The organism is Streptomyces luteolus, assembly GCF_029968015.1.
Taxonomy (GTDB): Bacteria; Actinomycetota; Actinomycetes; order Streptomycetales; family Streptomycetaceae; genus Streptomyces; species Streptomyces luteolus.
On the sequence record NZ_JASCIS010000060.1, the window covers coordinates 13,142 to 34,272 of the forward strand.

Annotated in this window: 20 protein-coding genes; 2 read left to right on the forward strand and 18 right to left on the reverse strand. The window is 70.5% G+C overall.

The annotated features are described in order from the left end of the window. Positions 1-187: 187 nt before the first annotated feature. Together QIT00_RS34980 and QIT00_RS34985 are read right to left on the reverse strand one after the other, a co-directional pair. Positions 188-883 carry an antibiotic biosynthesis monooxygenase family protein gene (locus QIT00_RS34980; RefSeq protein WP_282539526.1) on the reverse strand — a complete coding sequence of 232 codons (696 nt, stop codon included), beginning with the start codon at positions 881-883 and terminating at the stop codon, positions 188-190. Between the two features lie 64 nt (positions 884-947). Further along, positions 948-2,366 carry an FAD-dependent monooxygenase gene (locus tag QIT00_RS34985; protein ID WP_349017228.1) on the reverse strand — a complete coding sequence of 473 codons (1,419 nt, stop codon included), beginning with the start codon at positions 2,364-2,366 and terminating at the stop codon, positions 948-950. 233 nt (positions 2,367-2,599) lie between these two features. Between QIT00_RS34985 and QIT00_RS34990 the strand changes: the two genes are divergently transcribed. Beyond that, on the forward strand, positions 2,600-3,064 hold the full coding sequence (locus QIT00_RS34990; protein WP_282539527.1) for a nuclear transport factor 2 family protein: 465 nt from the start codon (positions 2,600-2,602) through the stop codon (positions 3,062-3,064). Between the two features lie 14 nt (positions 3,065-3,078). Here QIT00_RS34990 and QIT00_RS34995 read toward each other — a convergent pair whose 3' ends face one another. The 12 genes from QIT00_RS34995 to QIT00_RS35050 form a co-directional block, all read right to left on the reverse strand. Beyond that, positions 3,079-3,495, reverse strand: coding sequence for a pyridoxamine 5'-phosphate oxidase family protein (locus tag QIT00_RS34995; protein WP_282539528.1), 417 nt, complete (start codon positions 3,493-3,495; stop codon positions 3,079-3,081). Between the two features lie 137 nt (positions 3,496-3,632). Continuing rightward, on the reverse strand, positions 3,633-4,541 hold the full coding sequence (locus QIT00_RS35000; RefSeq protein WP_282539529.1) for a 4'-phosphopantetheinyl transferase family protein: 909 nt from the start codon (positions 4,539-4,541) through the stop codon (positions 3,633-3,635). 38 nt (positions 4,542-4,579) lie between these two features. After that, positions 4,580-6,376, reverse strand: a complete 1,797-nt coding sequence (locus QIT00_RS35005) for an acyl-CoA dehydrogenase (RefSeq protein WP_282539530.1) — start codon at positions 6,374-6,376, stop codon at positions 4,580-4,582. Positions 6,377-6,460: 84 nt separating this feature from the next. Next, entirely contained in the window at positions 6,461-7,456 is a 996-nt protein-coding gene (locus QIT00_RS35010) for an aromatase/cyclase (RefSeq protein WP_282539531.1), read from the reverse strand. Between the two features lie 302 nt (positions 7,457-7,758). Further along, on the reverse strand, positions 7,759-9,345 hold the full coding sequence (locus QIT00_RS35015) for an acyl-CoA carboxylase subunit beta (protein WP_408909914.1): 1,587 nt from the start codon (positions 9,343-9,345) through the stop codon (positions 7,759-7,761). A 22-nt stretch (positions 9,346-9,367) separates the two neighbouring features. After that, entirely contained in the window at positions 9,368-9,589 is a 222-nt protein-coding gene (locus tag QIT00_RS35020) for an acyl-CoA carboxylase subunit epsilon (protein ID WP_282539533.1), read from the reverse strand. A 295-nt stretch (positions 9,590-9,884) separates the two neighbouring features. After that, entirely contained in the window at positions 9,885-10,019 is a 135-nt protein-coding gene (locus QIT00_RS35025) for a hypothetical protein (protein WP_282539534.1), read from the reverse strand. 455 nt (positions 10,020-10,474) lie between these two features. Further along, the gene (locus QIT00_RS35030; protein ID WP_282539535.1) at positions 10,475-11,296 is read right to left on the reverse strand and encodes an AfsR/SARP family transcriptional regulator; all 822 of its coding nucleotides are present in this window, start codon (positions 11,294-11,296) and stop codon (positions 10,475-10,477) included. Positions 11,297-11,504: 208 nt separating this feature from the next. Further along, positions 11,505-12,350 (reverse strand): AfsR/SARP family transcriptional regulator, encoded by an 846-nt coding sequence (locus tag QIT00_RS35035; RefSeq protein WP_282539536.1) that lies wholly within the window; start codon positions 12,348-12,350, stop codon positions 11,505-11,507. Between the two features lie 308 nt (positions 12,351-12,658). After that, positions 12,659-13,312: a ScbR family autoregulator-binding transcription factor gene (locus tag QIT00_RS35040; RefSeq protein WP_282539537.1), complete on the reverse strand. Its 654-nt coding sequence runs from the start codon at positions 13,310-13,312 to the stop codon at positions 12,659-12,661. A gap of 425 nt (positions 13,313-13,737) precedes the next feature. After that, complete coding sequence (locus QIT00_RS35045) at positions 13,738-14,928, reverse strand: cytochrome P450 family protein (RefSeq protein WP_349017229.1); 1,191 nt, start codon at positions 14,926-14,928, stop codon at positions 13,738-13,740. A 164-nt stretch (positions 14,929-15,092) separates the two neighbouring features. Then, positions 15,093-15,737, reverse strand: a complete 645-nt coding sequence (locus QIT00_RS35050) for a ScbR family autoregulator-binding transcription factor (RefSeq protein ID WP_349017230.1) — start codon at positions 15,735-15,737, stop codon at positions 15,093-15,095. A gap of 641 nt (positions 15,738-16,378) precedes the next feature. Between QIT00_RS35050 and QIT00_RS35055 the strand changes: the two genes are divergently transcribed. Then, complete coding sequence (locus QIT00_RS35055; RefSeq protein ID WP_282539540.1) at positions 16,379-18,121, forward strand: acyl-CoA dehydrogenase family protein; 1,743 nt, start codon at positions 16,379-16,381, stop codon at positions 18,119-18,121. Positions 18,122-18,136: 15 nt separating this feature from the next. Here QIT00_RS35055 and QIT00_RS35060 read toward each other — a convergent pair whose 3' ends face one another. From QIT00_RS35060 to QIT00_RS35075, 4 genes are all read right to left on the reverse strand, one after another. Beyond that, positions 18,137-18,706 carry a transcriptional regulator gene (locus QIT00_RS35060; protein ID WP_282539541.1) on the reverse strand — a complete coding sequence of 190 codons (570 nt, stop codon included), beginning with the start codon at positions 18,704-18,706 and terminating at the stop codon, positions 18,137-18,139. After that, a complete protein-coding gene (locus QIT00_RS35065; protein ID WP_282539542.1) occupies positions 18,699-20,201 on the reverse strand; it encodes a helix-turn-helix domain-containing protein in 1,503 nt (500 codons plus the stop codon). The genes QIT00_RS35060 and QIT00_RS35065 overlap by 8 nt, the downstream gene beginning before the upstream one ends. Next, on the reverse strand, positions 20,198-20,479 hold the full coding sequence (locus QIT00_RS35070) for a helix-turn-helix domain-containing protein (RefSeq protein ID WP_282539543.1): 282 nt from the start codon (positions 20,477-20,479) through the stop codon (positions 20,198-20,200). Before QIT00_RS35070 ends, QIT00_RS35065 begins: the two co-directional genes overlap by 4 nt. A gap of 138 nt (positions 20,480-20,617) precedes the next feature. After that, complete coding sequence (locus tag QIT00_RS35075; protein ID WP_282539544.1) at positions 20,618-21,019, reverse strand: DUF6009 family protein; 402 nt, start codon at positions 21,017-21,019, stop codon at positions 20,618-20,620. Positions 21,020-21,131: the final 112 nt, after the last annotated feature.

Consider the following 21,131-nt stretch of genomic DNA (forward strand, 5'->3'; position numbering starts at 1 on the left):
CGTTTCCGTGTTGGAGCCCGGCTCGAGAGAACTAGGAATTCCGCCGGGCGTGGCCGCGCGGTGGGTCTTGGGGTTCTCTGCCCGGGGCGCGCCGGACGGGCCCCTGGGCCTGTCCGGCGGCGCGGGACGATGCGGGATGGTGCAGGGCTGTGCGGGCGATGCGGGGCGGTGCGGGGCGGTGCGGGATTTACTCGCCGGCTGCGCGCGTGTGCACCACGCGGTAGGTGTTCACGTCGCTCTCGGTCTTCAGCTCTTCGATGCGCTCGTCGTTGCTGCGGCGCGGCTTCGGCTTCTGGTCGTGGGCCAGGTCGCGGTAGGCGTCGTAGGCCTCCTTGCTGTCCCACTGCGAGTAGACGACGGCGAAGGCGCCCTCGACGAACTTGGCGCGCAGGCCCTTGAAGACGCTGTGCGAGCGGTAGCCGGGGACGTTCACGAGCCAGTCCTGGCCCTCGCCGAGCAGCTTGATCAGCTCGGCCTGGTCGGCCTCGCCGACCCGGAACACCTCGATGGCGGTGTAGTCGTCGCGATCCGGCGAGACCTCGGCCGGGCCGCCCAGGCCGGGGCGGGTCTGGGTGAAGACGATCTCGTTCTGAAGCAGCCGGATCCCGGTGGTGATCTCCCGGAAGACCGGCAGGGTGCGGTGCTTGAACTCGTCGCCCGCGTACCGCGCCTCCAGGTCCTCACCGCTCCGCCACTGGATGAAGTTGGCGGTGCCCGGGCTGTCCACGCCGGCGTGGACGGTGGAGGAGATCCACCCTTCGTAGGACGCCGCATCGACGATCTTGCGCATCTCGGTGAGCAGCTGGTCCTGGTTCTCGGCGGTGTCCGTGCTGAACAGGTTGAGGACGAGGAGGTAGTTGTCCTCGGTGGCGATCTTCGGCATGGTTCCTTCGCTTTCTGGAGGGATGTGTACGTGCGCTGCTCGTACGGGAGGTGCGTACGAGCGGTCAGTCGGCGGGGCCGAACCAGCGGCCGAGCGCCTCGGTGAGCGACAGGCCGGTGGCTCCGGCGGCCGGTCCGTCGCCGGGGCCGCCGACCCAGGCGACATAGCCGTCGGGGCGGACGAGGATGCCGTCGAGGCCGCAGTCGCCGTCGGGAGCCGCCACGGTGACGGTGTCGACGCGGTCGGCCCAGCCGTCGGCGGCGGCGCGCAGGGCGGCGCTGTCGGCGAGGTCGAGGAGGAGTCCGCGCCCGGCCTCCAGGAGGGCGACGACGCTCTGCTTCACGCCGTGTCGGGTGATCTCCTTGTCCTCCAGGCGGCGGCCGAGCAGCGGGTGGTGGTCGCAGCCGACCTCGTGGCGGATGTCGAGTCCGGTGACCATGCCGACGAGGTGGCGCTGCACTTCCTCGTACCGCATCAGCTCGCCGAACACCTCCCGCAGCGGGTCGACTTCGTCGCCGCCGAGGTAGAGGGTGCGCTGGGCCAGGGTGTTGGCGAGGATTCGGGCGCCGACCGGGTGGCGCTCGGCGTGGTAGCTGTCGAGCAGCCCCTTGGGGGCGCGGCCCTTGACTTCGAGAGCGAGCTTCCAGCCGAGGTTGACGGCGTCCTGAATGCCCGCGCTCATGCCCTGCGCGCCGATCGGCAGGTGGATGTGCGCGGCGTCCCCCGCGACGAAGACGCGGCCCTTGCGGTACTGGGCGGCCTGGCGGCTGACGTCGGTGGTGGAGGAGACCCACAGTGGCGTGGCGCCGCTGATGTCCTCACCGGCCAGGCGCTGGAACGCCTCGGCGACCTCGCCGAAGGAGATCGGGTCGTCGCTGCGGCGCAGCGGTTGGGCCCGGTCGTAGTAGATGACGCGGCTGCGGTCCGGGCCGAGCGGCAGCACCATCACCATGCCGCCGGGCACCCGCTCGCCGCTGAACCGCGGTCGCAGCTGTATGCCTGTGATGTCCGCGAAGCGCAGTTCGATGGTGGGCTCGCTGCCGGTGAAGTCGATTCCGGCGGAGGTGCGTACGACGCTGCGGGCGCCGTCGCAGCCGACGACATAGCGCCCCCGCAGGGTGCCGACGCCGTCCTCGGTGACCGTGCGGACGCTCACGCCGTCGTCGTCCTGCTCGACGCCGGTGATCTCGACACCGCGGCGCACCTGGACGCCGAGTTCGGCGAGCCGGCCCGCGAGCATGCCCTCGGTGCGCGACTGGGGGATGCCGCGGGCGCCGTACGAACTGCCGGGCAGCACCCGGTAGTCGAGCGGCAGGCCGCCGAAATGACCGAACGGAATGACGTCGACGTCGCCGAGACGAGATATCAGTCCGCGCTGTGCGAATTCTTCGATCGTCCGCGCGGAAAAGCCGAGTGCACGTGATTCCTTAATGGGCTCGGCAAGCCGGTCGACGACCAGCGCGGAGACTCCATTGAGACTCAACTCGCCCGCGAGCATAAGTCCGGTGGGACCCGCCCCTACGATGATCACGTCCGCGTCAAAGGTATTCATCTGCCCTCTTCCGACTGGTGTTTGACGAGTATTGTCAGGCCGAGGAGAACGGTAAAGAGAAGCCGGTACACAGCTTTGACAATCCGCTACAGAACTCTCCCTGGAATGTCAGATCTCTGCCCTGTACCTGGTCCCGGCGGGGCGCCCGGCGCGATGCTCGGGCGGTGACTTCCAACCCTTTTCCCGCCGAGGCGGCCGCGTCCGCCGAATCCACCGATGCCGCCCGGGTCGCGGAACTCATGGACCGCTATCTGATCGCGCTCGACGACGAGAAGCTCGACGAGGCGTGGGCCCGGAGGCTGTTCACCGATGACGCGGTTGTCGCCTTCCCGATGAGCCGCCACGAGGGCCTCGCGGGCCTCGACGCGTACCACCGGACGTCGATCGGGGCGTTCGCGCGGACCCAGCACTTGGGCTCGCCCGCGGTGGTGACCGTCGAGGGCGAGCGGGCCGCGTTCCGGGCCAACGTACTGACCACGCATGTCCTGCACCCGGGCGAGGACGGCGCACCGCTGTTCCGCGCGGGCACGCTGGCGTCCGGGAAGGCCCGCAGGACCCCTGCCGGCTGGCGGATCAGCGAACTGTCCTTCCGGGTCCTGTTCACGGAGGGACAGCCGCCGGGGACGTAACGACCCGCGGGAGTTCAGCAGTTGAGGCTGAGGACCCGGTCCACCGCTATCTCCAGGACGACCCGTCCCGGCGGGTTCGGCGGCGGCGAGAAGTAGCGCTTGGCGTACCGCCGTACCCCTTCGGCGACCCGCGTGGGCTCGGCGGAGACCTGCGCCGTGCCTTCCAGGGTGACCCAGCAGAAGCCCTCGGCCTGGCAGAGCGCGACCCGTGACCCCGGCGCCGCGAGGATGTTCCTGGCTTTGCGCGAGGTGTCCACGGTCAGTACGCGGGCGGTGCCCGCCCCGGCGTCCCAGGTGAAGCGTACGGCCGTCACATGGGGACTGCCGTCGGGCCTGAGCGTGGTCAGGGTGCCGATCTGCGGCGTGGACAGGAAGTCCTCGACCGTGGGTGACACCGCGGCCGGGCGGGTGCCTTGGTGGGGCTGCGACATCGTCCGGTACCTCTTCCTTCCTGTGGCACGCACTGCTTACGGCTTTCGGCAGGCTCGGCAGCAGCCTGCCTTCCGGTGCTCGAATCCCGCTGTACCGCTGTTCCGCTCGGCCCGGGGTGGGATGTACCGGTACCGCGTCAGATGTCCACGGCCGGCCCCCGCTGTTGCCCGGGCGGGGCCAGCGCCGTGAGCAGCCCCTGGTCGAGCATGGTGCCGACAGAGGTGTCCCCGTCCGGGTCGAGCCCGGCGTCGTGACAGGCGGCGCTGAGCAGATAGCGGCCGAGCACCGAGTGGGTGGCGAAGGCCCAGTCGTCGCCGGGTACCTCGGTGCCGTCGGGGGTGCGCAGGCCGCCGGCGGCGAGCCCGAAGCCGAACGTGGTGAACGCGAGCCGCATGCCCTGCCCGAGCGCTTTGGTGTACGCCTCCTTCAGCGTCCACAGGCGCAGCGTGCACGCGGCCCGCTGTTCCTCGGGCAGCGCGTCAAGTTCCGCGGCCTCCGCCGGGGTGCACATCTGGGAGCGCACCAGGGCGAAGTCGAGCCGCCGGTCGGCGCGTTCGGCGTCCAGGCCGATCCGGCCCATCCGGCTGATCCCCACGGCCATCAGCTCCCCGGTATGGGTGAGGGCCACGTCGACCTGGTCGAGGCCGCGCAGGTACGGGCGGCCGCTGAGCCGGTAGGCGATATCGATGTCCTCGGGCGCGATACCGAGCGCGGCCGCGACGGTGTACTTGATGAGCAGCCGCGAGGCAGCGAACCGACAGCGCACCACAGGGTCCTGGGTGTCGGCATAGCGACCGAAGTCGCGGCCGAGCAGGGGCCCGAGGCGCGTGGTGGTGAGCACCGCGGGCAGCCACTCGGTCCAGGTCGCGTACGCCACCGCGGTACCGCGGTCCCGGAGGTCCGCACGGATCTGCCGCCAGGAGCTGTCCGGGCGCGGGATGTGCACGGGCGGGGCCACGGCACTGCCGTGGGCGGTGGCATGGGCGATGGCGTCACCTCTGCGCCCGCCGGCCTTCGCCGAAGCCTCGCTGTCCTGCTGGTGCACGGCGTTCACCCCCTCCAGTCGTACTGCTTCATCCCGGGTCACACGCTTCGTACTGCGCCCTGTGCCGCCCCGGCGAGCCGCATTCCGTACAGGTCGAAGCTCCGTCCCCGCCGGTAGCGGTCGAGGAGTCCGGCGGCAAGGTCCTGGCTGACGCCGTCCGGGAGTTCGGGGACGGCGAGGCCGAGGCGGCGGCCGATCCGGCTGAGGGCGAGCAGCGCCCAGTCGGGCCCGGCGAGCAGCCCGCTGTCCGGGGCACCCCGGTCCGCGTTCTCGCGGACGGCGAGGCTGGCGGCGGCGGCGAGCAGCAGGCAGTACCGGTCGAGGAGGACGTACGCGGCCGGGTCGAGGGCACTGGCCTCCAGGCGGGCGGAGAGCGCGGCGCACCGCTCGGCCAGGGTCCGCACCTCGGCGGCGAAGGACCGGGCGAGGTCGGCGAGCGCCGCCCAGCGGGGGCCGCGTGAGCTCTGCCCGTCGAGCCGGGCGGCGGCGCCGAGGAGTGCGGTGAGCAGCCCGTCGCAGCCGTTCTGCGGGTCGCGGGGGTCGGCGTCGAGCCGCCGGAAGTCGAGGGTGGTGCGGTCGCCGCCGGGCGTGAAGAGCCCGGCGGGCGCCTCGTGGGTGTGTGCGTCACGCCGGCCGGTGTGGGCCAGGGTGCGCAGGTGCGGGACGAGTACGGCCTGAATGTCGGCGGTGCCCGCGTGCCCGAGGCCGGCCATCGGCAGGTCGCGGACGAGTTTCTGGAAGCCGCCGTAGGCCGGGCTCCGGTCGTAGCCGCGGGCGCCGAGCACCGCGGCAAGCTCGTCGAGGTCCTCGTGGAGCAGCGCGGAGACGGCGTACTTGACGGCCGCGGACGGGATGAGGGCGTGCTCGGGTGCGAGGTCGAGCAGCCTGAGCCCGGTGACGGCAAGACTGTCGCAGGCGAGCAGGTCGGCGAAGACCCCGGCGAGCACCCGGCCGCGGCGGCCGCGCGGGACGGTGCCGTGGGGCGACTCGGTGGCGGCGCGTACGGCGTACCGCAGCGCGCTGTCCATCCCGGCGACGAGGGCGCTGCCGGACACGAGAGCGCGGCTCACCTGGAAGGTGCGCAGGGAGAGGGAGACCCCTTCGCCGAAGCGGCCGATGAGGGCGTTGGCGGGCACGGGGCAGTCTTTGAGCTCGAGGCCTGCGTAGTGGGCGCCGCGCATGCCCTGGGTGCGGGCGCGGGGCAGCCGGTGGATGGCGCCGGACGGCAGCCGGTCGGTTTCGAGGAGGAACGCGGAGTGGCTGTCGGGGCCGTTGCCGGGTGCGGTGCGGACGTAGGCGACGAAGGCCTCGGCGCGGTCGGCGTTGATCACGACTTCCTTGCGGCCGTCCACGAGGTAGCCGCCCCCGGGTGCGGGGCGGGCGGTGTACTCGCCCCGCAGGATCGCGTTGGCGTGGGCGAACTCGCGGTGCAGGATGGTGATCCGGCCGCCGTCGAGCAGTCGCCGCGCGGTGGCGTGGCGCTGCCGTGCGTCGCCCGCGGTCCATACGACCGAGGCGGCGAACAGGGCGGTCATCCCGGCGCCGAAGCCGAGCGCCACGTCGCGCCGGAACACCGGCCGCAGCACCTGGGCGAGTTCTTCGACACCGGTGAGACGCCCCCCGAGGTCGCGCGGTACGAACTCGGCGCCGAGACCCGCTGCGCCGAGCAACTCCTCGGTGGCCGCGGGGACTTGACGCCGCTCGTCGGCGGCGAGGAGCGCCTCCTGCCCGTGCGGGTTGCCGGGCTCGAAGGGGTCACCGAGCAACTCCTCGACGTACCGGGCCCGTGCCACGGCCGCGGATGTTCCGGCGGCCACGGTCAGGCTCTGGTTCACGTGGGACCTCCACACTCCGGCCCGTCCGGCCGCTGCGGACGGGCGAGTTCAGCGCGATATCGGGGTCTGGGGGCGCGGCCCCGCTCAACTCCCGTAGGCCAGGGCCCTCTCCGCATGCTCCTTGGCCAGGCGCAACGTCGCCGCGCTCTCCCGGGCAAGGCGCGTGCGCAGCGCCTCCCGGGCGGCCCGGGGTGCCTGGGCCCCGCCCCCGAAACGCTCCCGGACCCCGTCCTCGTCGAGCACCGCGTGATGCCGCGCGACGACGATGACCCCTGCCCCCGAGGCATCGGGCTCGACCGACCACTCCCCCGTGTGCGCGGCGAGCAGCGCGAGCCGCTCGCTGTCCCGGATCTCCTTGTAGACGATGCGCTCGGCGTGCGGGAACCCGATCCGTGCCGACTCGGTCGTACGGAGGGTCCCGTCCGCGCCGGGCACGTCCACGGTCATGAACTGGATGCCGGGCCGGTGCTCGGCGATGTCCATCCGGGTGGCGCCGGGCACGGCGTCGGCCCGGTCGCCGAAGCGGTACAGGAACGCGTAGACGTGCTCGCCGAGTTCACCGGATCCGCCGGGCCTGTCGATGTGCACGGAGTCCTCGAAGGACAGGACGAGGTCGTCCAGGCGCCGCCACCGCTCGGCGAGCTGCTTGAGGTTGCCGAGCGCGGCCCTGCTGTTGTCAGCGGTGGCCCGCTTGACCCAGTCGACGTCGGCGCGAGCGTTGTCGGCGACGGTGAAGTCGTTGTGCAAGGTGACGAGGGACCGCTCGGGGCCGCGCTGCTCGACGACCCAGCGTCCGCCCATGGACGTCACGGGTGCGGGCACCAGCTCCTGGCGGAAGTCCACGCGGTGGCCGACGGGGTCCAGGGTTCGCCGCGTGATCCAGGACTTGATCTCGCCGTTGGCGGTGACCCACATCCGCAGCCGCTCCTGCCTCCCGTCGAACTCGAGCTGTTCGACGTGGACGGTGGGCGGCAGGAAGACGGGCCAGCGCAGCGCGTCGGCGATCAGGCCGTAGAGCACGCCCGCCGGTGCGTCCACCGTCGCGTGGTGAGCCGTACGGTGCACAGGCGCGAGGTACATCCGCAACACCCCTCTCGTCTCGGACTGCGGGGAGGCCCGGCGGCGGCAGGGTTGCGGCCGGCCGCCCTGTCCAGGCTCACCATGGACTGTGTCCTGACCGGGTGGAGATCGGCTCGCTCGCGCCTCGACAACGGCTCGAATCCGCAGGCGGGCGCGGCGCGGGCGGATCCGGGCAGGCGGAGCTCTTGCGCTCCTCCATCGGCCGTCGAGCGGAGTGCCCTGCCACGGGGTGCCGTCGCGCCGTGCGCACAGCAGAAGGTCCCCGCGGAGAACCGCGGGGACCGATATGCGGCGGCCGTCGCTCACTGCGGCGGGTTGCCGTGCTTGCGGGACGGCAGATCCGCGTGCTTGGTACGGAGCATCGCAAGGGCAGCGATGACGACTTCACGGGTCTCGGACGGGTCGATGACGTCGTCGACGAGACCCCGCTCGGCCGCGTAGTACGGGTGCATCAGCTCGGCCTTGTACTCCTTGACCATGCGCGCCCGCATCGTCTCCGGATCGTCCGCCTCGGCGATCTGCCGCCGGAAGATCACATTCGCGGCACCCTCGGCACCCATGACCGCGATCTCGTTCGTCGGCCACGCATACGTCAGGTCCGCGCCGATGGACTGCGAGTCCATGACGATGTAAGCACCGCCGTACGCCTTCCGCAGAATCAACGAGATCCGCGGCACGGTCGCGTTGCAGTACGCGTACAGCAGCTTCGCGCCGTGCCGGATGATGCCGCCGTGCTCCTGGTCCACACCCGGCAGGAAGCCCGGCACGTCGAGCAGCGTGACGATCGGGATGTTGAAGGCATCGCACATCTGCACGAAACGCGCGGCCTTCTCGGAGGCCTCGATGTCGAGGACACCGGCGAGCGCCTGCGGCTGGTTGGCGACGATCCCGACCACCCGGCCGTCCAGGCGGGCGAGCGCACACACGATGTTGCGGGCCCAGCGCTCATGCACTTCCAAGTAGTCGCCGTCGTCGACGAGTTCCTCGATCACCTTGTGCATGTCGTACGGCCGGTTGCCGTCCGCCGGGACCAGATCGAGCAGCACGTCCGAACGCCGGTCGGCCGGATCGTCGCAGGCCACGACGGGCAGGTTCTCGCGGTTGTTCCCGGGCAGCATCGACAACAGGTAGCGGACCTCGGCGATGCAGGTCTCCTCGTCGTCGTACGCGAAATGCGCGACGCCGCTCGTCTCCGCGTGCACATCCGCGCCGCCCAGACCGTTCTGGGTGATCTCCTCACCCGTCACCGCCTTCACCACGTCCGGGCCGGTGATGAACATCTGCGAGGTGTCCCGCACCATGAACACGAAGTCCGTCAGAGCAGGCGAGTAGGCGGCGCCGCCCGCGCACGGGCCGAGCATCACCGAGATCTGCGGGATCACACCGCTCGCCCTGGTGTTGCGCTGGAAGATCCCCCCGTACCCCGCGAGCGCGCTCACACCCTCCTGGATACGGGCGCCCGCGCCGTCGTTGAGCGAGACCAGCGGCGCACCCGCCGCAAGGGCCATGTCCATGATCTTGTGAATCTTCGTCGCGTGCGCCTCACCCAGCGCGCCGCCGAAGATCCGGAAATCATGCGCGTACACGAACACGGTCCGGCCCTCGACCCTCCCCCACCCCGTGATCACACCGTCGGTGTACGGCCTCCTGCTCTCCAAGCCGAAACCCGTCGCCCGGTGCCTGCGCAGCTGCTCGACCTCGTTGAAGCTGCCCGGGTCGAGCAGCAACTCGATCCGCTCGCGGGCCGTCAGCTTGCCCTTGGCGTGCTGGGCCTCGGTCGCCTTCTGGCTCGGTCCGGCCTCGGCCTGCACACGTACCGCGTGCAGTTCGGCCACCCGGCCCCGGGAGTCAGCAGGCTCCTTGTGGACCGGAACGGTCTCTTGGATCACCGTCACAACAGGTTCCTCCCCTTCAGTGCCAGCTGTGCGGTGCGCGGTAGGACGCGTCGCACTCCCAGCGTTGCCAGCCTCCGCCGGCGGTGTCGTCGAGGGTCTCGTCCGCGGTCCGGTTACCGCGGGCGGCGGCGAGTACGGACAGCAACACCACGGTCACTGCCGCGACTTCGGTCTCGTCGGCAGCTCCGCGCTCGATCCGCACCACGTCGCCCGCGTGGGTGCCTGCGTCCACGTCCACCACACCTCCTCAGCTTTTCGGCCACCATCGGCGCGGCTCCTCAAGACCCGCTAGGGACCGCCTCAACACCCTCGCGACACCTCCCTCGACGCCTCCTTCTCGTCTAGGGCCTGTCCGGCGGATCTTCGCGGAGCAGCCCGCGGCGTCTGGTGCGTGCTCTCGGCGTGCGCCCGGATCGCCCTCGTACTGGACGTACTTGGGTGATTCGGGCGTGCGGCGAGTGGGGGTCCCCCCGGCCGAAGGCTGGGGGAGCGTGCCAGGCGTCGTGGGCCCGCGAAGATCCGCCGGACAGGCCCTAGTCGATACCTCGAACGATGTGCGGCTCGTCGGCGACGGTGGCGTCGTCGTCCGTTCCCGCAAGCAGCAGGGGTGGGGCCCAGGGCGGAATGCAGTGGAACGGGCTGCCGTACTCGTGTGGGACTTCGTGCACCGAGTGCTCCCTTCGCCGGGGCCCACGACTGTGGTCCCTGGACGGTTTTCTGCACCATGTCGGCGCGCGGTCAACATCCGCTCAAGGGCATCTCGATCGCCCCTTGCACCGTGCTTGAACGGCAGTTGAGCGATGAGCACTGCGGAATTGCGTTGGGCGGGCATCGCGCGTACGGGACGGCGGGCGGGCACGGCCGGTGTCGGCGCCGGAGCGGGCGCGGAACGGGCGGGGCGGCGCAGAAGCCGCGGGGGCGGCGCAGAAGCCGCGGGCGGCGCCGGGTGGCCGGGCCGAGGGAGGCGCGGTGAGAACTCGCGCAGCAGGGTGCCCACGTCAGGGGGCAGAGGGCCCTTCAGGTCCCGGTGAGGAACGTTGCCGTACGCGTGGCGCAGGGCAGGCGACCGACGCGTGGCCCGGGGGCGGGAAGACAGTCGGCCGCGGCGGTCCGGCCCCGGGCGTCACGCCACGTACAGGTCGAAGGTGGAGGTGCGCCGGGGCCCGGCCACGACGTCCAGTTGGGGGTCCACGGAGAGCATGGCCTGGTGCAGGCGCTGCACCTGCGGCGAGGGTTCGACGCCGAGTTCGTCGATCAGGCGCATCCTCAGCCGACGGTAGACGTCCAGGGCGGCGGCCTGCCGGCCGGAGCGGTACAGGGCCACCATGGCCTGCGAGTGCAGCCCTTCGTGCTGCGGGTGCCGGGCCGTCAGTTCGGTGAGCTCGGAGATGAGTTCAGCGTGGCGGCCGATCCTGAGGTCGGCGTCGATGCGCCGCTCGACGACGCCCAGACGGCTCTCCTCGAGGCGCAGCACTTCGATCTCGAGGATCGGTCCGACGCGTACGTCGACGAGCGCGGGCCCGCGCCACAGGTCGAGGGCACGTCGGAAGCGGTCGGCGGAGACCTCGTCGTCACCGTCCTCGAAGGCGGCTCGCCCCGCGGTGACCAGCTGCTCGTACTGGTGGACGTCGACCGCCTCGGGCGGAATCTGCAGCAGATAGCCTCCGTGACGCGTCGCGAGTACGTCCTTCGCGCTGCCCGGAGCGTCCGGGCCCATGGCGGTGCCTAGCCGGCGGCGCAGTTGCAGGATGTAGGTCTGCAAGGTGGTGAGGGCACTCTGTGGTGGCTTTGTCCCCCATATTTCTTCCATGATCATAGAGACGGGAAGGACCCTGCCCGGATAAAGCGCGAGAAGGGAAAGAATCTGCCGCGGCTTGGCCGCAGTCGGGACGATCGCTCCTCCGTTGACCTCGGCACTCAACGGCCCAAGAACCTGGATCTTCACGGTCTTTCCTCCGTACCTCGTCAAGTTCCCCGCGGTGACTCTTACGTGTCGACGCCGCACGGTCGCGTGAGCACACTAGCCAAATTCGCAAGTGTCCCCGATTCTCTCCAGCGGAGCTTGAGAGGGATTCCAGAAGATTCTCTGTTTTCTCTCTCAATTGTCTTGCTCAAGCAGCGCATTGCCGGAATTCAAGAATCCGCCAAGAGGGCTAGCCGACCCTGGTGAGCCTCCGGCCCCCGGGCCGCTCACCGCCGGGCCGCCCGCCCTCGGCCGCCGGTTCGGGGCCCGCCATCAGGACGGAGCGCTGCAGTCGCCGCAGTGCCGCCGAAGGTTCCAGGCCGAGTTCCCGTACGAGGGTGGTACGCAGCCGCTGGTACACGCCGAGCGACTCACTGCGCCGCCCGGAGCGATGCAGCGCCACCATGAGCTGACCGTGCAGGGTCTCGTGGGTGCGGTAGCGGTTCACCAGGACGGTGAGTTCGCCGAGGATCTCCCGGTGGCAGCCGAGCCGCAGGTCGGCCTCAATGCGCTGGTCAAGGGCGCACAGGCGGCTCTCTTCCAGGCGCCTGGCCTCCATCTCCAGCTGGGGGCCGTGGTGTACGTCGGCGAGCGCGGAGCCGGCCCACAGGTCGAGGGCCGCGCGCAGCTGCCGGGAGGCGCCCTGGAAGTCGTCGGCGTCCATGGCCCGGTAGCCGAGCCCGGCCAGCCGCTCGAACTCGCGCATGTCCTGGGCGCCGCCGTTGCCGACGAGCAGATAGCCGCCGGGTGTGGTGACGAGGACGTCCTTGGCAGTGCGGGGCGCGGCGCCCGCGGGCTCCCGCTCGAGTGCGGTCGTGATCAAGTCGCGCAGCTGCAGGACGTAGGTCTGCAAGGTGGTACGGGCGCTGCGCGGCGGCCGCTCCTCCCAGAGCTCCTCCATCAGCGTGGCCACCGGCACGACTTGGCCGGCGTGCAGCGCGAGCAGTGCGAGGACCTGCCGCGGCTTGGGCGCGGTCGGCGTGATCGAGATTCCGTTCTCCCGGACGGCCAGCGCCCCCAGTACCTCGATGTCCATGCGTTCTCCCCCTGTAGATGCGTGGTCCGGGTTAAAGGGCTGTCCGGCGGGTCCTGCCTGGGACCCGGCTCGTCGGATACCTCATGACGATGCGTCGAGTAAAAAACAGGGCGGACGGTTTGTCAACTCTGAATATTCGTTCCATTTTCAACGACTGTGACCCCTAAAGCGGTATGCGCCATGCCGCCTACTCCGCACCATCCAGGGCACCAACTAGTATGCTGTGCAGGTGATTTCGGGGTCTGGCCGGTTCGAAGCAGTGCGCGACGGTCATGCATCGGTCGCGCATCAGGTAAAGACCGTTTGGTCTATTTTTCCTGTCGGGTGGCCGGCGGTGACGGCTGTCCGCCCGCGCGGGGACGGGAGCGGAGCGGGGCCTGCTCGTGCTGTTCGGCGAGGCGCGGAAGCAGGAGTTCCCAGAAGCGGCTGACTATCTCCTCGGACAGCCACTCCTTCTCGCAGCCGCCGAGCACCTCGAAGCCGACGGTCACCGCCACGATGGCGGGCGCGGCCCGGTCCGGCGACACACCGTCGGCCAACTGCCCTGCCCTGTCGGCCTCGTCCAGGATCTCCTCGACCCATTGCTGCCAGGTGCGCCGCAGCCCGGCGCCGTCCCGGCGGGCGGCATCGCCGCTCAGGCCAAAGCCCGCGCGGACCACGGAGTCGTCCGCGAGCCGGCTCATCAGCGCGTGCGTCGCGTCAACCAGCTCCTGCAAGGGGCTGCCGCCCTCGGTGGCCACCTCTTCGGTGATCCGTCGCACCGTAGCGGCCGCCTCGTCCTCGACAGCCTGCGCCAGGGCGCTCTTGCTCTCGAAGTGGAAGTGCAGCGCGCCGTTGCTGACACCGGCCCGTTTGCTGATCGTCGCAAGTGACGCCGGGGCGAAGCCGTCCGACGCGAAGATCTCGGCTGCGGCGCGGATCAGCGACTGCCGTGTCCGTGCTGCACGTTCCTGTTTGACCATTAAGGAATCTCCTGGCCACGGGTGGTGGGGCCGGGCTCCACCGGCCCCACCACCCGTTGTTCAATAGGCTACTGATGGAGGATCGCCGTTCTTGCGACTCGGCAGTCAGAGGGTGCGGCGGCTGCCGCACAAGAAGGCCGACTACCGCGACGCCCACCATCGCCATGGTCAGTACCTTCATCCTCCATCAGGATAACAAACCGCCCGTGCGGTTTTTGGGCAAAGTAAGGCCGAAACGGAACCCAGTCTCCGGCTGCTGCGACTCCGAAGCGCCCTTTGAGGCAGCCTTCCCTCTCCCAGCACACCTCACATGCAGAACGGGCTTCGACCCGGGAACTCCGCGCCTCGGTGCGGCAGCGCGGAGTTCCCGGGTCGAAGCCCTGGGCAGATTCGCCAACCCGGGGTGCAGCCCCCGGAGTTGGCGGCTAACCGAGTACTACGGGAAGCGACTTGTAACCGTTCATCAGGAACGTCGGCATCGGCTCGAGTTCCTCGGGCGGGCAGGCGAGCCGCAGGTCGGGGAAGCGCTGGAAGAGCCGGGCGAAGGCGGTCTCGGCCTCGACCCGGGCCAGCGGCGTGCCCAGGCAGCGGTGCGCACCGTGTCCAAAGCCGAGGGTGTCCCGCCCCTTCCGGAGCAGGTCGAACTGGTTGGCGTCCTCGCCGTAGCGCTCCGGATCGAGCCCACCGGCCGCGAAGGAGACCAGGATGGCCTCGCCCTTCTTGATCAGGGTGCCGTCGACATCGATGTCCTCCACCGCGAACCGCAGCGGCGAGTAGGCCCCGGGCGTGTGCATCCGCATGCTCTCGTCGATCACATCGCTCCAGGCGGCCCGGCCGGCCCGGACGTGTTCCAGCTGCTCGGGGTGGCGGAGCAGGGCGCCCACGGCGTTGGTGATCAGAGTGGCAGTGGTGTCCTGGCCGCCCGCGATCATCAGGTAGAGGGTGCCGAGCAGCTCCTCCTCGGTCAGCCGGTCGCCGTTGTCGCGAGCGTCGATGAGCGCCGAGGTCAGGTCCTCCCCCGGCTCGGCCCGCTTCTGCTGCACCACTGCGGACAGCAGGCCGAAGGACTCCAGGAGCGCGTGGTTCATCTCCTCTCCCGACACCGAGGAGCTGAACACCGTGTGCAGTGCGGCGCACAGCTTCTTGGTGGTCTCGCCCTGCTCGACCCCGAAGAGCTCGCAGATCACCCGCATGGGCAGCAACTCGGCGAACTCGGTGCGCAGATCGACCGGGGCCGCGGGCTCGTGCGCGGCCAGGTCGTCCAGGAGCTCCCCGGTGAGTGCCTCGACCCGCGGGCGCATGGCCTCGCTGCGCCGGGCCGTGAACGCGCCCGCCACCAAGCGGCGCAGCCGACTGTGCTGCTCGCCGTACGAGATGAGCATGTTCTCGTTCGAGACCCAGGGGTAGAGCGGCCAGTCCTCCTTGATCCGCCCCTCGATGAACTCCGGCCAGTGCTGCCGGGCCGACCGGGACACCCGGGGGTCGGTGAGCAGCCGCTCCACATAACGCTGTCGTACGACCGCCCACGCGGTCACCCCGCCGGGCAGTGTGACCTGGACGGCTGGGCCCTGTGCGCGCAGCATCGCGGCCTCGCCCGCGAGGTCACGGCCCGTCACATCGAGTGTGTATGGGCATCTGAGCGCCTCTGCCTGTGCCATTCGTACCCCTCCCGATCGACTCGTTCACGTGTGCGCCGTTCCGCATGTTCACTGAGCAAGCCCCGCCCCCCGAGACAGCTCTCCGGGCCGCCGCCGCTGCCGGAGCGGTGGCGGCCCGGTTCCTACTCGGCGTCGTGGCGCAGTTTCATCGCTTCCTCGTACACCCGGGCTCCGCGCTTGGCCGCGAAGTCGAGGCGGACCAGCACGGACGGGACGGCGATGGACGTGATCAGGTGCTTGGTGATGTCCGCAGCCCGATCCATCAGGTCCTCGTAGCCGGTGAGGTGCTTCGACATCAGCTGGGTGCCGATGAAGCCGCCGATGAACATCCGCGCGGCGTCGACCACCTCGACGTCCGGCAGCAGTTCGCCCGCCCGCTTGGCGCGGCCGAGCAGCTCAGCGTTGTGATCCACCCATCCGCTCAGCGGTACCCGCCGGTCAAGGCCGTCCTGGGGCGCGCCCTCGTCCACGGTGAGCCGCACGCTGCCGCGGACCACCGGGTCGCCCTGGTGGAGCATGAAGGCGAGCAGCAGCGCCTCGTCCACACCTTCCTGGAGAACGAGTTCCTGCGGCATCACCGGAGGGACCGCGTCGACCTGCTCCGTCAGGATCTGCTGGGCGAGCTCCTTCTTGGAGGCGAAGTGGAAGTACAGGGCGCCCTTGGTCATCCCGGATCTCTTGAGGATCTCGGAGATCGCCGCCGCCTCGTATCCGACCTCGTCGAACACCTCGGCGGCCGCTCTCAGGATGGCCAACCTTGTCCGCATCGCCCGCTCCTGACGTGCCACTGCGCCTACCTCCGTACTCTGGGGTGCCCGGCGCGGCTGGACCCAGGCCTGCCGGACGAGTGGTTCGTTCGCATGCTGATGAAGCCGGACGGCTGGGCCTGTGACGTGGGCGGATCCTGCGAACCCCGCCAGAATAAAACCACCCGGCCGGTTTAACAAGATCCCGGTACCGGCCACAGGCCGAGGCCCACCCAGCGGTCGCTCCTAGGGTCCCGATGGTCCGTCAGGTCACGGATATGACCGCGTGGTTGGCCCGTGCCCCGCACGTCAGGCAGGCGTCCTCCGTAGCGGCCGGAGACTTCTCAAGAATTCCTTGCAAAAAACCGGTGGGTCCGTATCTTTGTGGGCGAACTTCGACCTTCATTCCGCCCGACGTTCATACGGAGAGGTCAATGACCCTTCTGACGTTCCAGAAGAATGCAAGGGAAGTTGCCGGGGGGCAGCCGACGGCCGGACTCCCAGGTGATCTTCCAGGTGATCTTTCAGGCTCTGGCCCAACGCCTTCGGCCGAAGGCAAGCACACCACCTCTGAGCTCAGGCATTTCCTCTTCGATCAGGACCAGCGCGCCCGCGTCCACGCCCCCTGGCGTCGGCTCGTCAGCCGCCAGGAATTCCGGCACATGCCCGACCTCGCGCCGCGGGAGCGCACGGCCCTCGCGTACGACCGGCTGCAGCTGATCAACGACACCGTGGAGTCCCCCGAGAAGCTGGCGGATGACCCGCACCTGCTCGCCAGCCTGCACGAGTGGACCGGCTTCGTGGATCCGACGCTGGCGACGCTCTCGGCGATCCACTACAACCTGTTCCTCGGCAGCCTTGTGGACCACTCCCCCGACAGCCGCCGCAGCCTTGACGACTTCACTTCGCTGCGCAGGACAGGAACGTTCCTCTGCACCGAGCTCGAACACGGCAGTGATGTCGCGGCAATCGAGACTCGGGCGGTGTGGGACCGGGCGACCGGAGGCTTCGTACTGCATACCCCCACCTCGGGCGCGCAGAAGTTCATGCCCACCACCAGCGCCATCGGCGGCCCGAAGACCGCGGTGGTGGCGGCCCGGCTGATCGTCGAGGACCGGGACGAGGGTGTCTTCCTCTTCCTCGTACCGCTCAGAGACGAGAACGGACCGTGCGCCGGAGTCCGCACCTGGGTGCTTCCCGAACGCATGGGCACCCCGGTGGACCACTGCCTCACGGCCTTCGACCACTACCGGCTCCCGCGCGAGGCGCTCCTGGAGGGCAGGCACGGAGAGCTGCACCCGGACGGCACGCTGACCAGCAATCTCGGCAACCGGCGCAAACGCGTCCTGCACTCGATCCAGCGCGTCACCGCAGGCAAGCTCTCGATGAGCGCCGCCGCGGTCGGCGCATCCCGCGCCGCACTCACCATCGCCGTCCGCTACGCCCACGCCCGCCGCACCAGCGGGCCCCGGGCCGGTCAGACCGTGCCCCTCGCCGCGCACCGCAGCCACATCGGCCGTCTGCTCTACCGGCTGACCACGGCGTACGCCATGACGTTCCTGCACCGCGAGACCGTGACGCGCTGGGCCAACCGCACGCCCGAGAACACCGAGGACGTGGCCCGTCTGATAGCCGTCTCCAAGAGCTGGATCACCTGGCAGACCCGGGACATCACGCTGGAGTGCCGCGAACGGTGCGGCGCGCAGGGGCTGTTCACGGTCAACGGCCTCGCCGACCTCATCACCAGCACCGAGGGAACGATCACCGCAGAGGGCGACAACCTCGTCATCGCCCTGAAGGCGGGCGCCGAAATGCTCTTCAGCCGCGAGAGCCCAGCTGCCCCGCAGCAGCACGTCGAGCCGTCCGAGCACGCCATGGCCGACCCGCGTTTCCTGCGGGATCTGCTCGCACAGGCCGTCTCCGTCTGGCAGGACCGGGCCCGCACCTCGCTGCGCCAGGGGCCTTCCGGCGCTCCGGTGGACCGGTGGAACCAGGCGTCGGCCGCCGCCCTGAAGATGGTCGACGCGGCGGCCCGGCTGCACGCGGCGGACGCATTCCTCGATGCCGCCGAGCAGGCGGTCGGCCCCGAAGCCCGCACGCTGCTGCGGAAGTTGGTGCTCCTCTTCCTTCTCAAGGAAGTGAGCGAGCACACCGGCGACCTGCTCGCCGAGGGGCACCTCACGATCGCCGACGTACGGTCGCTGCCCGAGGTCATCGAGCAGACCATCGCCGATCTGACGCCGCATACGATGACGCTGGTCGAGGCCTTCGACCTCCCGGCCGAGATCCTCGCCACGATCCCGATCGCGCACGAGGACTACACGCGGCGCATCTCCGCGCTGGCACACGGCGGCTCTCGGATACCGGCGCAGGGCAGATCGTGGGAACCGCTGCGGATGACGTGAAGCACGGGCCTCGGCTCAGGCCGCGAACCCCACGTTCGTCACGTACTCGTACTGCCCCCACTGCGAGCCCAGGTCGACGATCTGGTCGATCCAGGCGTCGTCGAGCGCGTCCGCGTCGCCCGCGCTCCAGGCCTGCACGATCCGGTCCCAGCGGCGGATGTTGAGGCTGCGGTACTCCAGCACGCGCTGGCGCGGCCGCGGCACCTGGGACTGGTTGAGCGGGTGGAGCTCGACGCGGGTGCCGCCGCGGGAGTTGAGGCGGCGCAGCAGGTGCTGGGCGACGTTGTGGCGGCGCACGGTGCGGTACGCGTCCTCGACGCGTTGCAGGTTGCGGACGGTGGGGCGCTGCCTGCCGTCGAGCCAGGCCTTCAGGGTGCGGTCGGTGACCGTCAGCCCGGCGGCACGGGCGGCGGCGCGGGCGTGGTCGGTGCGGGTCAGATAGTGCAGCCGGGCGAGCAGGCCACGGCGGGACTCCACCGGCGAGACGATGAACCCCGCGAGGTCGTCGAGGCGACGGAAGACGGCCTCGCTGCCGCGGATGCCGCGCGCGCCGTACTTGCCGAACTCAAGGGTGTACTCAGGCATCCGGGAACTCCTCGGTCAGACCGGCCGCGTCGTCGGACCCCAGCGTGTACACGTCCTTGACCTTCACCTCGAGGACGCCGCGTCCCTCCTCGAAGACCCGCCGCCAGTCGCCGGTGACGTGGAGCTCGTCGGTGCCCATGACCCGTACGACGGACAGGCCCTGTTCGTGCGCGCGCAGGGCCTTCATCCAGAGGTTGGCGAAGGCCTGGGAGCGGATGAGGTGCATCCAGTCGGGGCGGTACAGCTCCCTGTTGTAGTGGGACTCCCCCATCGTGGAGACGAACTTGGAGTACATGGCCTTCACGTACTCGACGGTCGTCTCGTCCTCGGCCTCGATCGCCTTGTCGCGGGCGTCGCGCAGGGCGGCGCGGAACTTCTCCAGGAGGTTCTCGGTCGCGCCGGACGTGAACGACTCGTGGATCTCGGGCGGTTCACACAGTCCGTACTTGGGTCCGGAGAGGCGCAGCAGGAGGCGCAGCGTCGGCTCGGTGACCCAGAGCGGGCCGGGTTCGTCGCGGTTGCCCAGCGGGTTCGGCAGGTACGGGTCGTGGTGCCAGTCGGGCGGGGTGATGAGGTGGACGCCCGCGCGGCGCCGGTCGTGGCCGAAGCCGCTGGAGTGCTCCAGCTGGCCGATCGGCAGGTGCGTCTTGAGGGCCGACAGATAGGCGCCGTTGATGTCGAGCGCGGTCACCTCGTGCGTACCGGGCGGGAGTTCGGTCCTGGTCCACTTGGGGCGGGCCTCCCAGATGCTGTCGCTGCCCCGGGAGCTCTGCTTGCGCAGGATGTCCGGCACCCAGGGGTGCGCGATCACGTCGTACCGCCCGCCGGTCCGGCAGGCGTCGAGCAGCGCCATGGCGTCCGGGATGGCCCGCCGGACGAGCTGCGCGGTCGCCTCCTCGACGTCCCCCTCGTGCTCGGCGAGCGCCTTCTCCACGGCCCGCTCGATCAACTCGGCCTCGGGGGCGGGCTGTCCGGAGGCGGGCTTGCGTACGGGGGTGGGGCGCGGCGCGGTCGTACGGGCAGGGGCCTGCGCCTCCGGTCGAGGTTCAGGTCGTACGGGCTCGGGTTCCCGCGCAGGCGCAGCCGCCCGTGCGCAGTCCTGCGGGTCGAGATGCTGCGGGAACCCCTCGACCTCGTCCGTCGCCGGTCCCCCGCACAGCACGCACGGCCGGGTCTGCGCGGCCTGCGCCTCCTGGAGTTTCGTACGGGCGGCGTCCAGGAAGTACGCGTACTTGCCGCGCACCTCCCCCGACGGGTCGCGGCCGCTCTCCCAGCCGCCGACCGTGGACGGGCCGACGCCGAGGGCCGTGGCGACCTGGGCGCGGGACAGGCCGAGGCTCTCGCGCAGGGCGCGGCGCTGCTCGGCGGGCGGCAGTGGTTCCTGCTCGACGGCGGAGGCGAGCAGCGCGTCGACGGCGGCGAATCCGGGCTTCTGCGGCGGGCCGTCGCCGTGCGGGCCGTCCGCGTGCGGGCCGTCGCCGTGCGGGCCGTTCATGCCCGGACCCCCTGTCCGCGCCCGCGCCGGCCGGTGCGCGGGAGGCGGGCGCAGGCGCGCTCGGGGCCGGCGAGGAGGTCGAGCACGTCGATGCCGAAGTGGGCGGCGAGCCGGTCGCAGTCGTCGAGGGTCCAGGCGGCGCGGCCGGTCTGGCGGCGGGACACCTGCGTCTGGTCGACGCCCAGGGCGAGCGCGATGTCGGACTGGGTCTGGCCAGTGGCCCGCATCAGGGAGGTGACGCCGGCGCGGAGGCGTTCGGAGGTGTGCATGCTGTCCATGACCTTCGCATCGTACCGTTCGGAGATGCGCATTCCGCATAGCGGCCCGAGGGGGGCCGCCGTCGGCGTTTTACCGCGGTAAATCGCCGCCCCCGCACGGCAATTGGGACATACAGGGTGTAAATACCCGCCGTGTGGTTACAGCGGAAGCGTTATCCCCAGCTCTTGCATCGCCGATGAGGGCGGGCCGCCCTCGGAGCGCTCCGTCTTGTAGCCCTTGACGCCGGGCGCGAGTGTGCGCGGGTCGACGGCCTCGGCGGGCGCGCCCGTCGCGTACAGGCCGCTGGGCTCGGTGTCGCGGTCGTGCGGCAGCAGCCAGAACACGCGGCGCCGGAACGTGCCGGACGAGCGGGACGCCTTGGCGCCGGGGCCGAGCAGCGCGTACCCGACCATGCGGCCGTCGCGGTGGTAGGCCGGTTTGCCCTTGCGGGTGGGCAGGCGGTCGAGGCTTTGCCGTACGTAGTCCAGCGCCGTGGCGTCTTCGAGCCAGACGATCTCCGTCTCCTCACGGATCTCGTCCTCTGTGATGAGGGCGCTCATGCTGTCCTACCTTCTCGTGCCAGGTCCGGAGCCTCGTGCGGGATGCCACGGGCCGGATACCCATCGGGCCGCCCGGACATGACTCGCGGGCCCGCCGCCGGACACGGCGTCT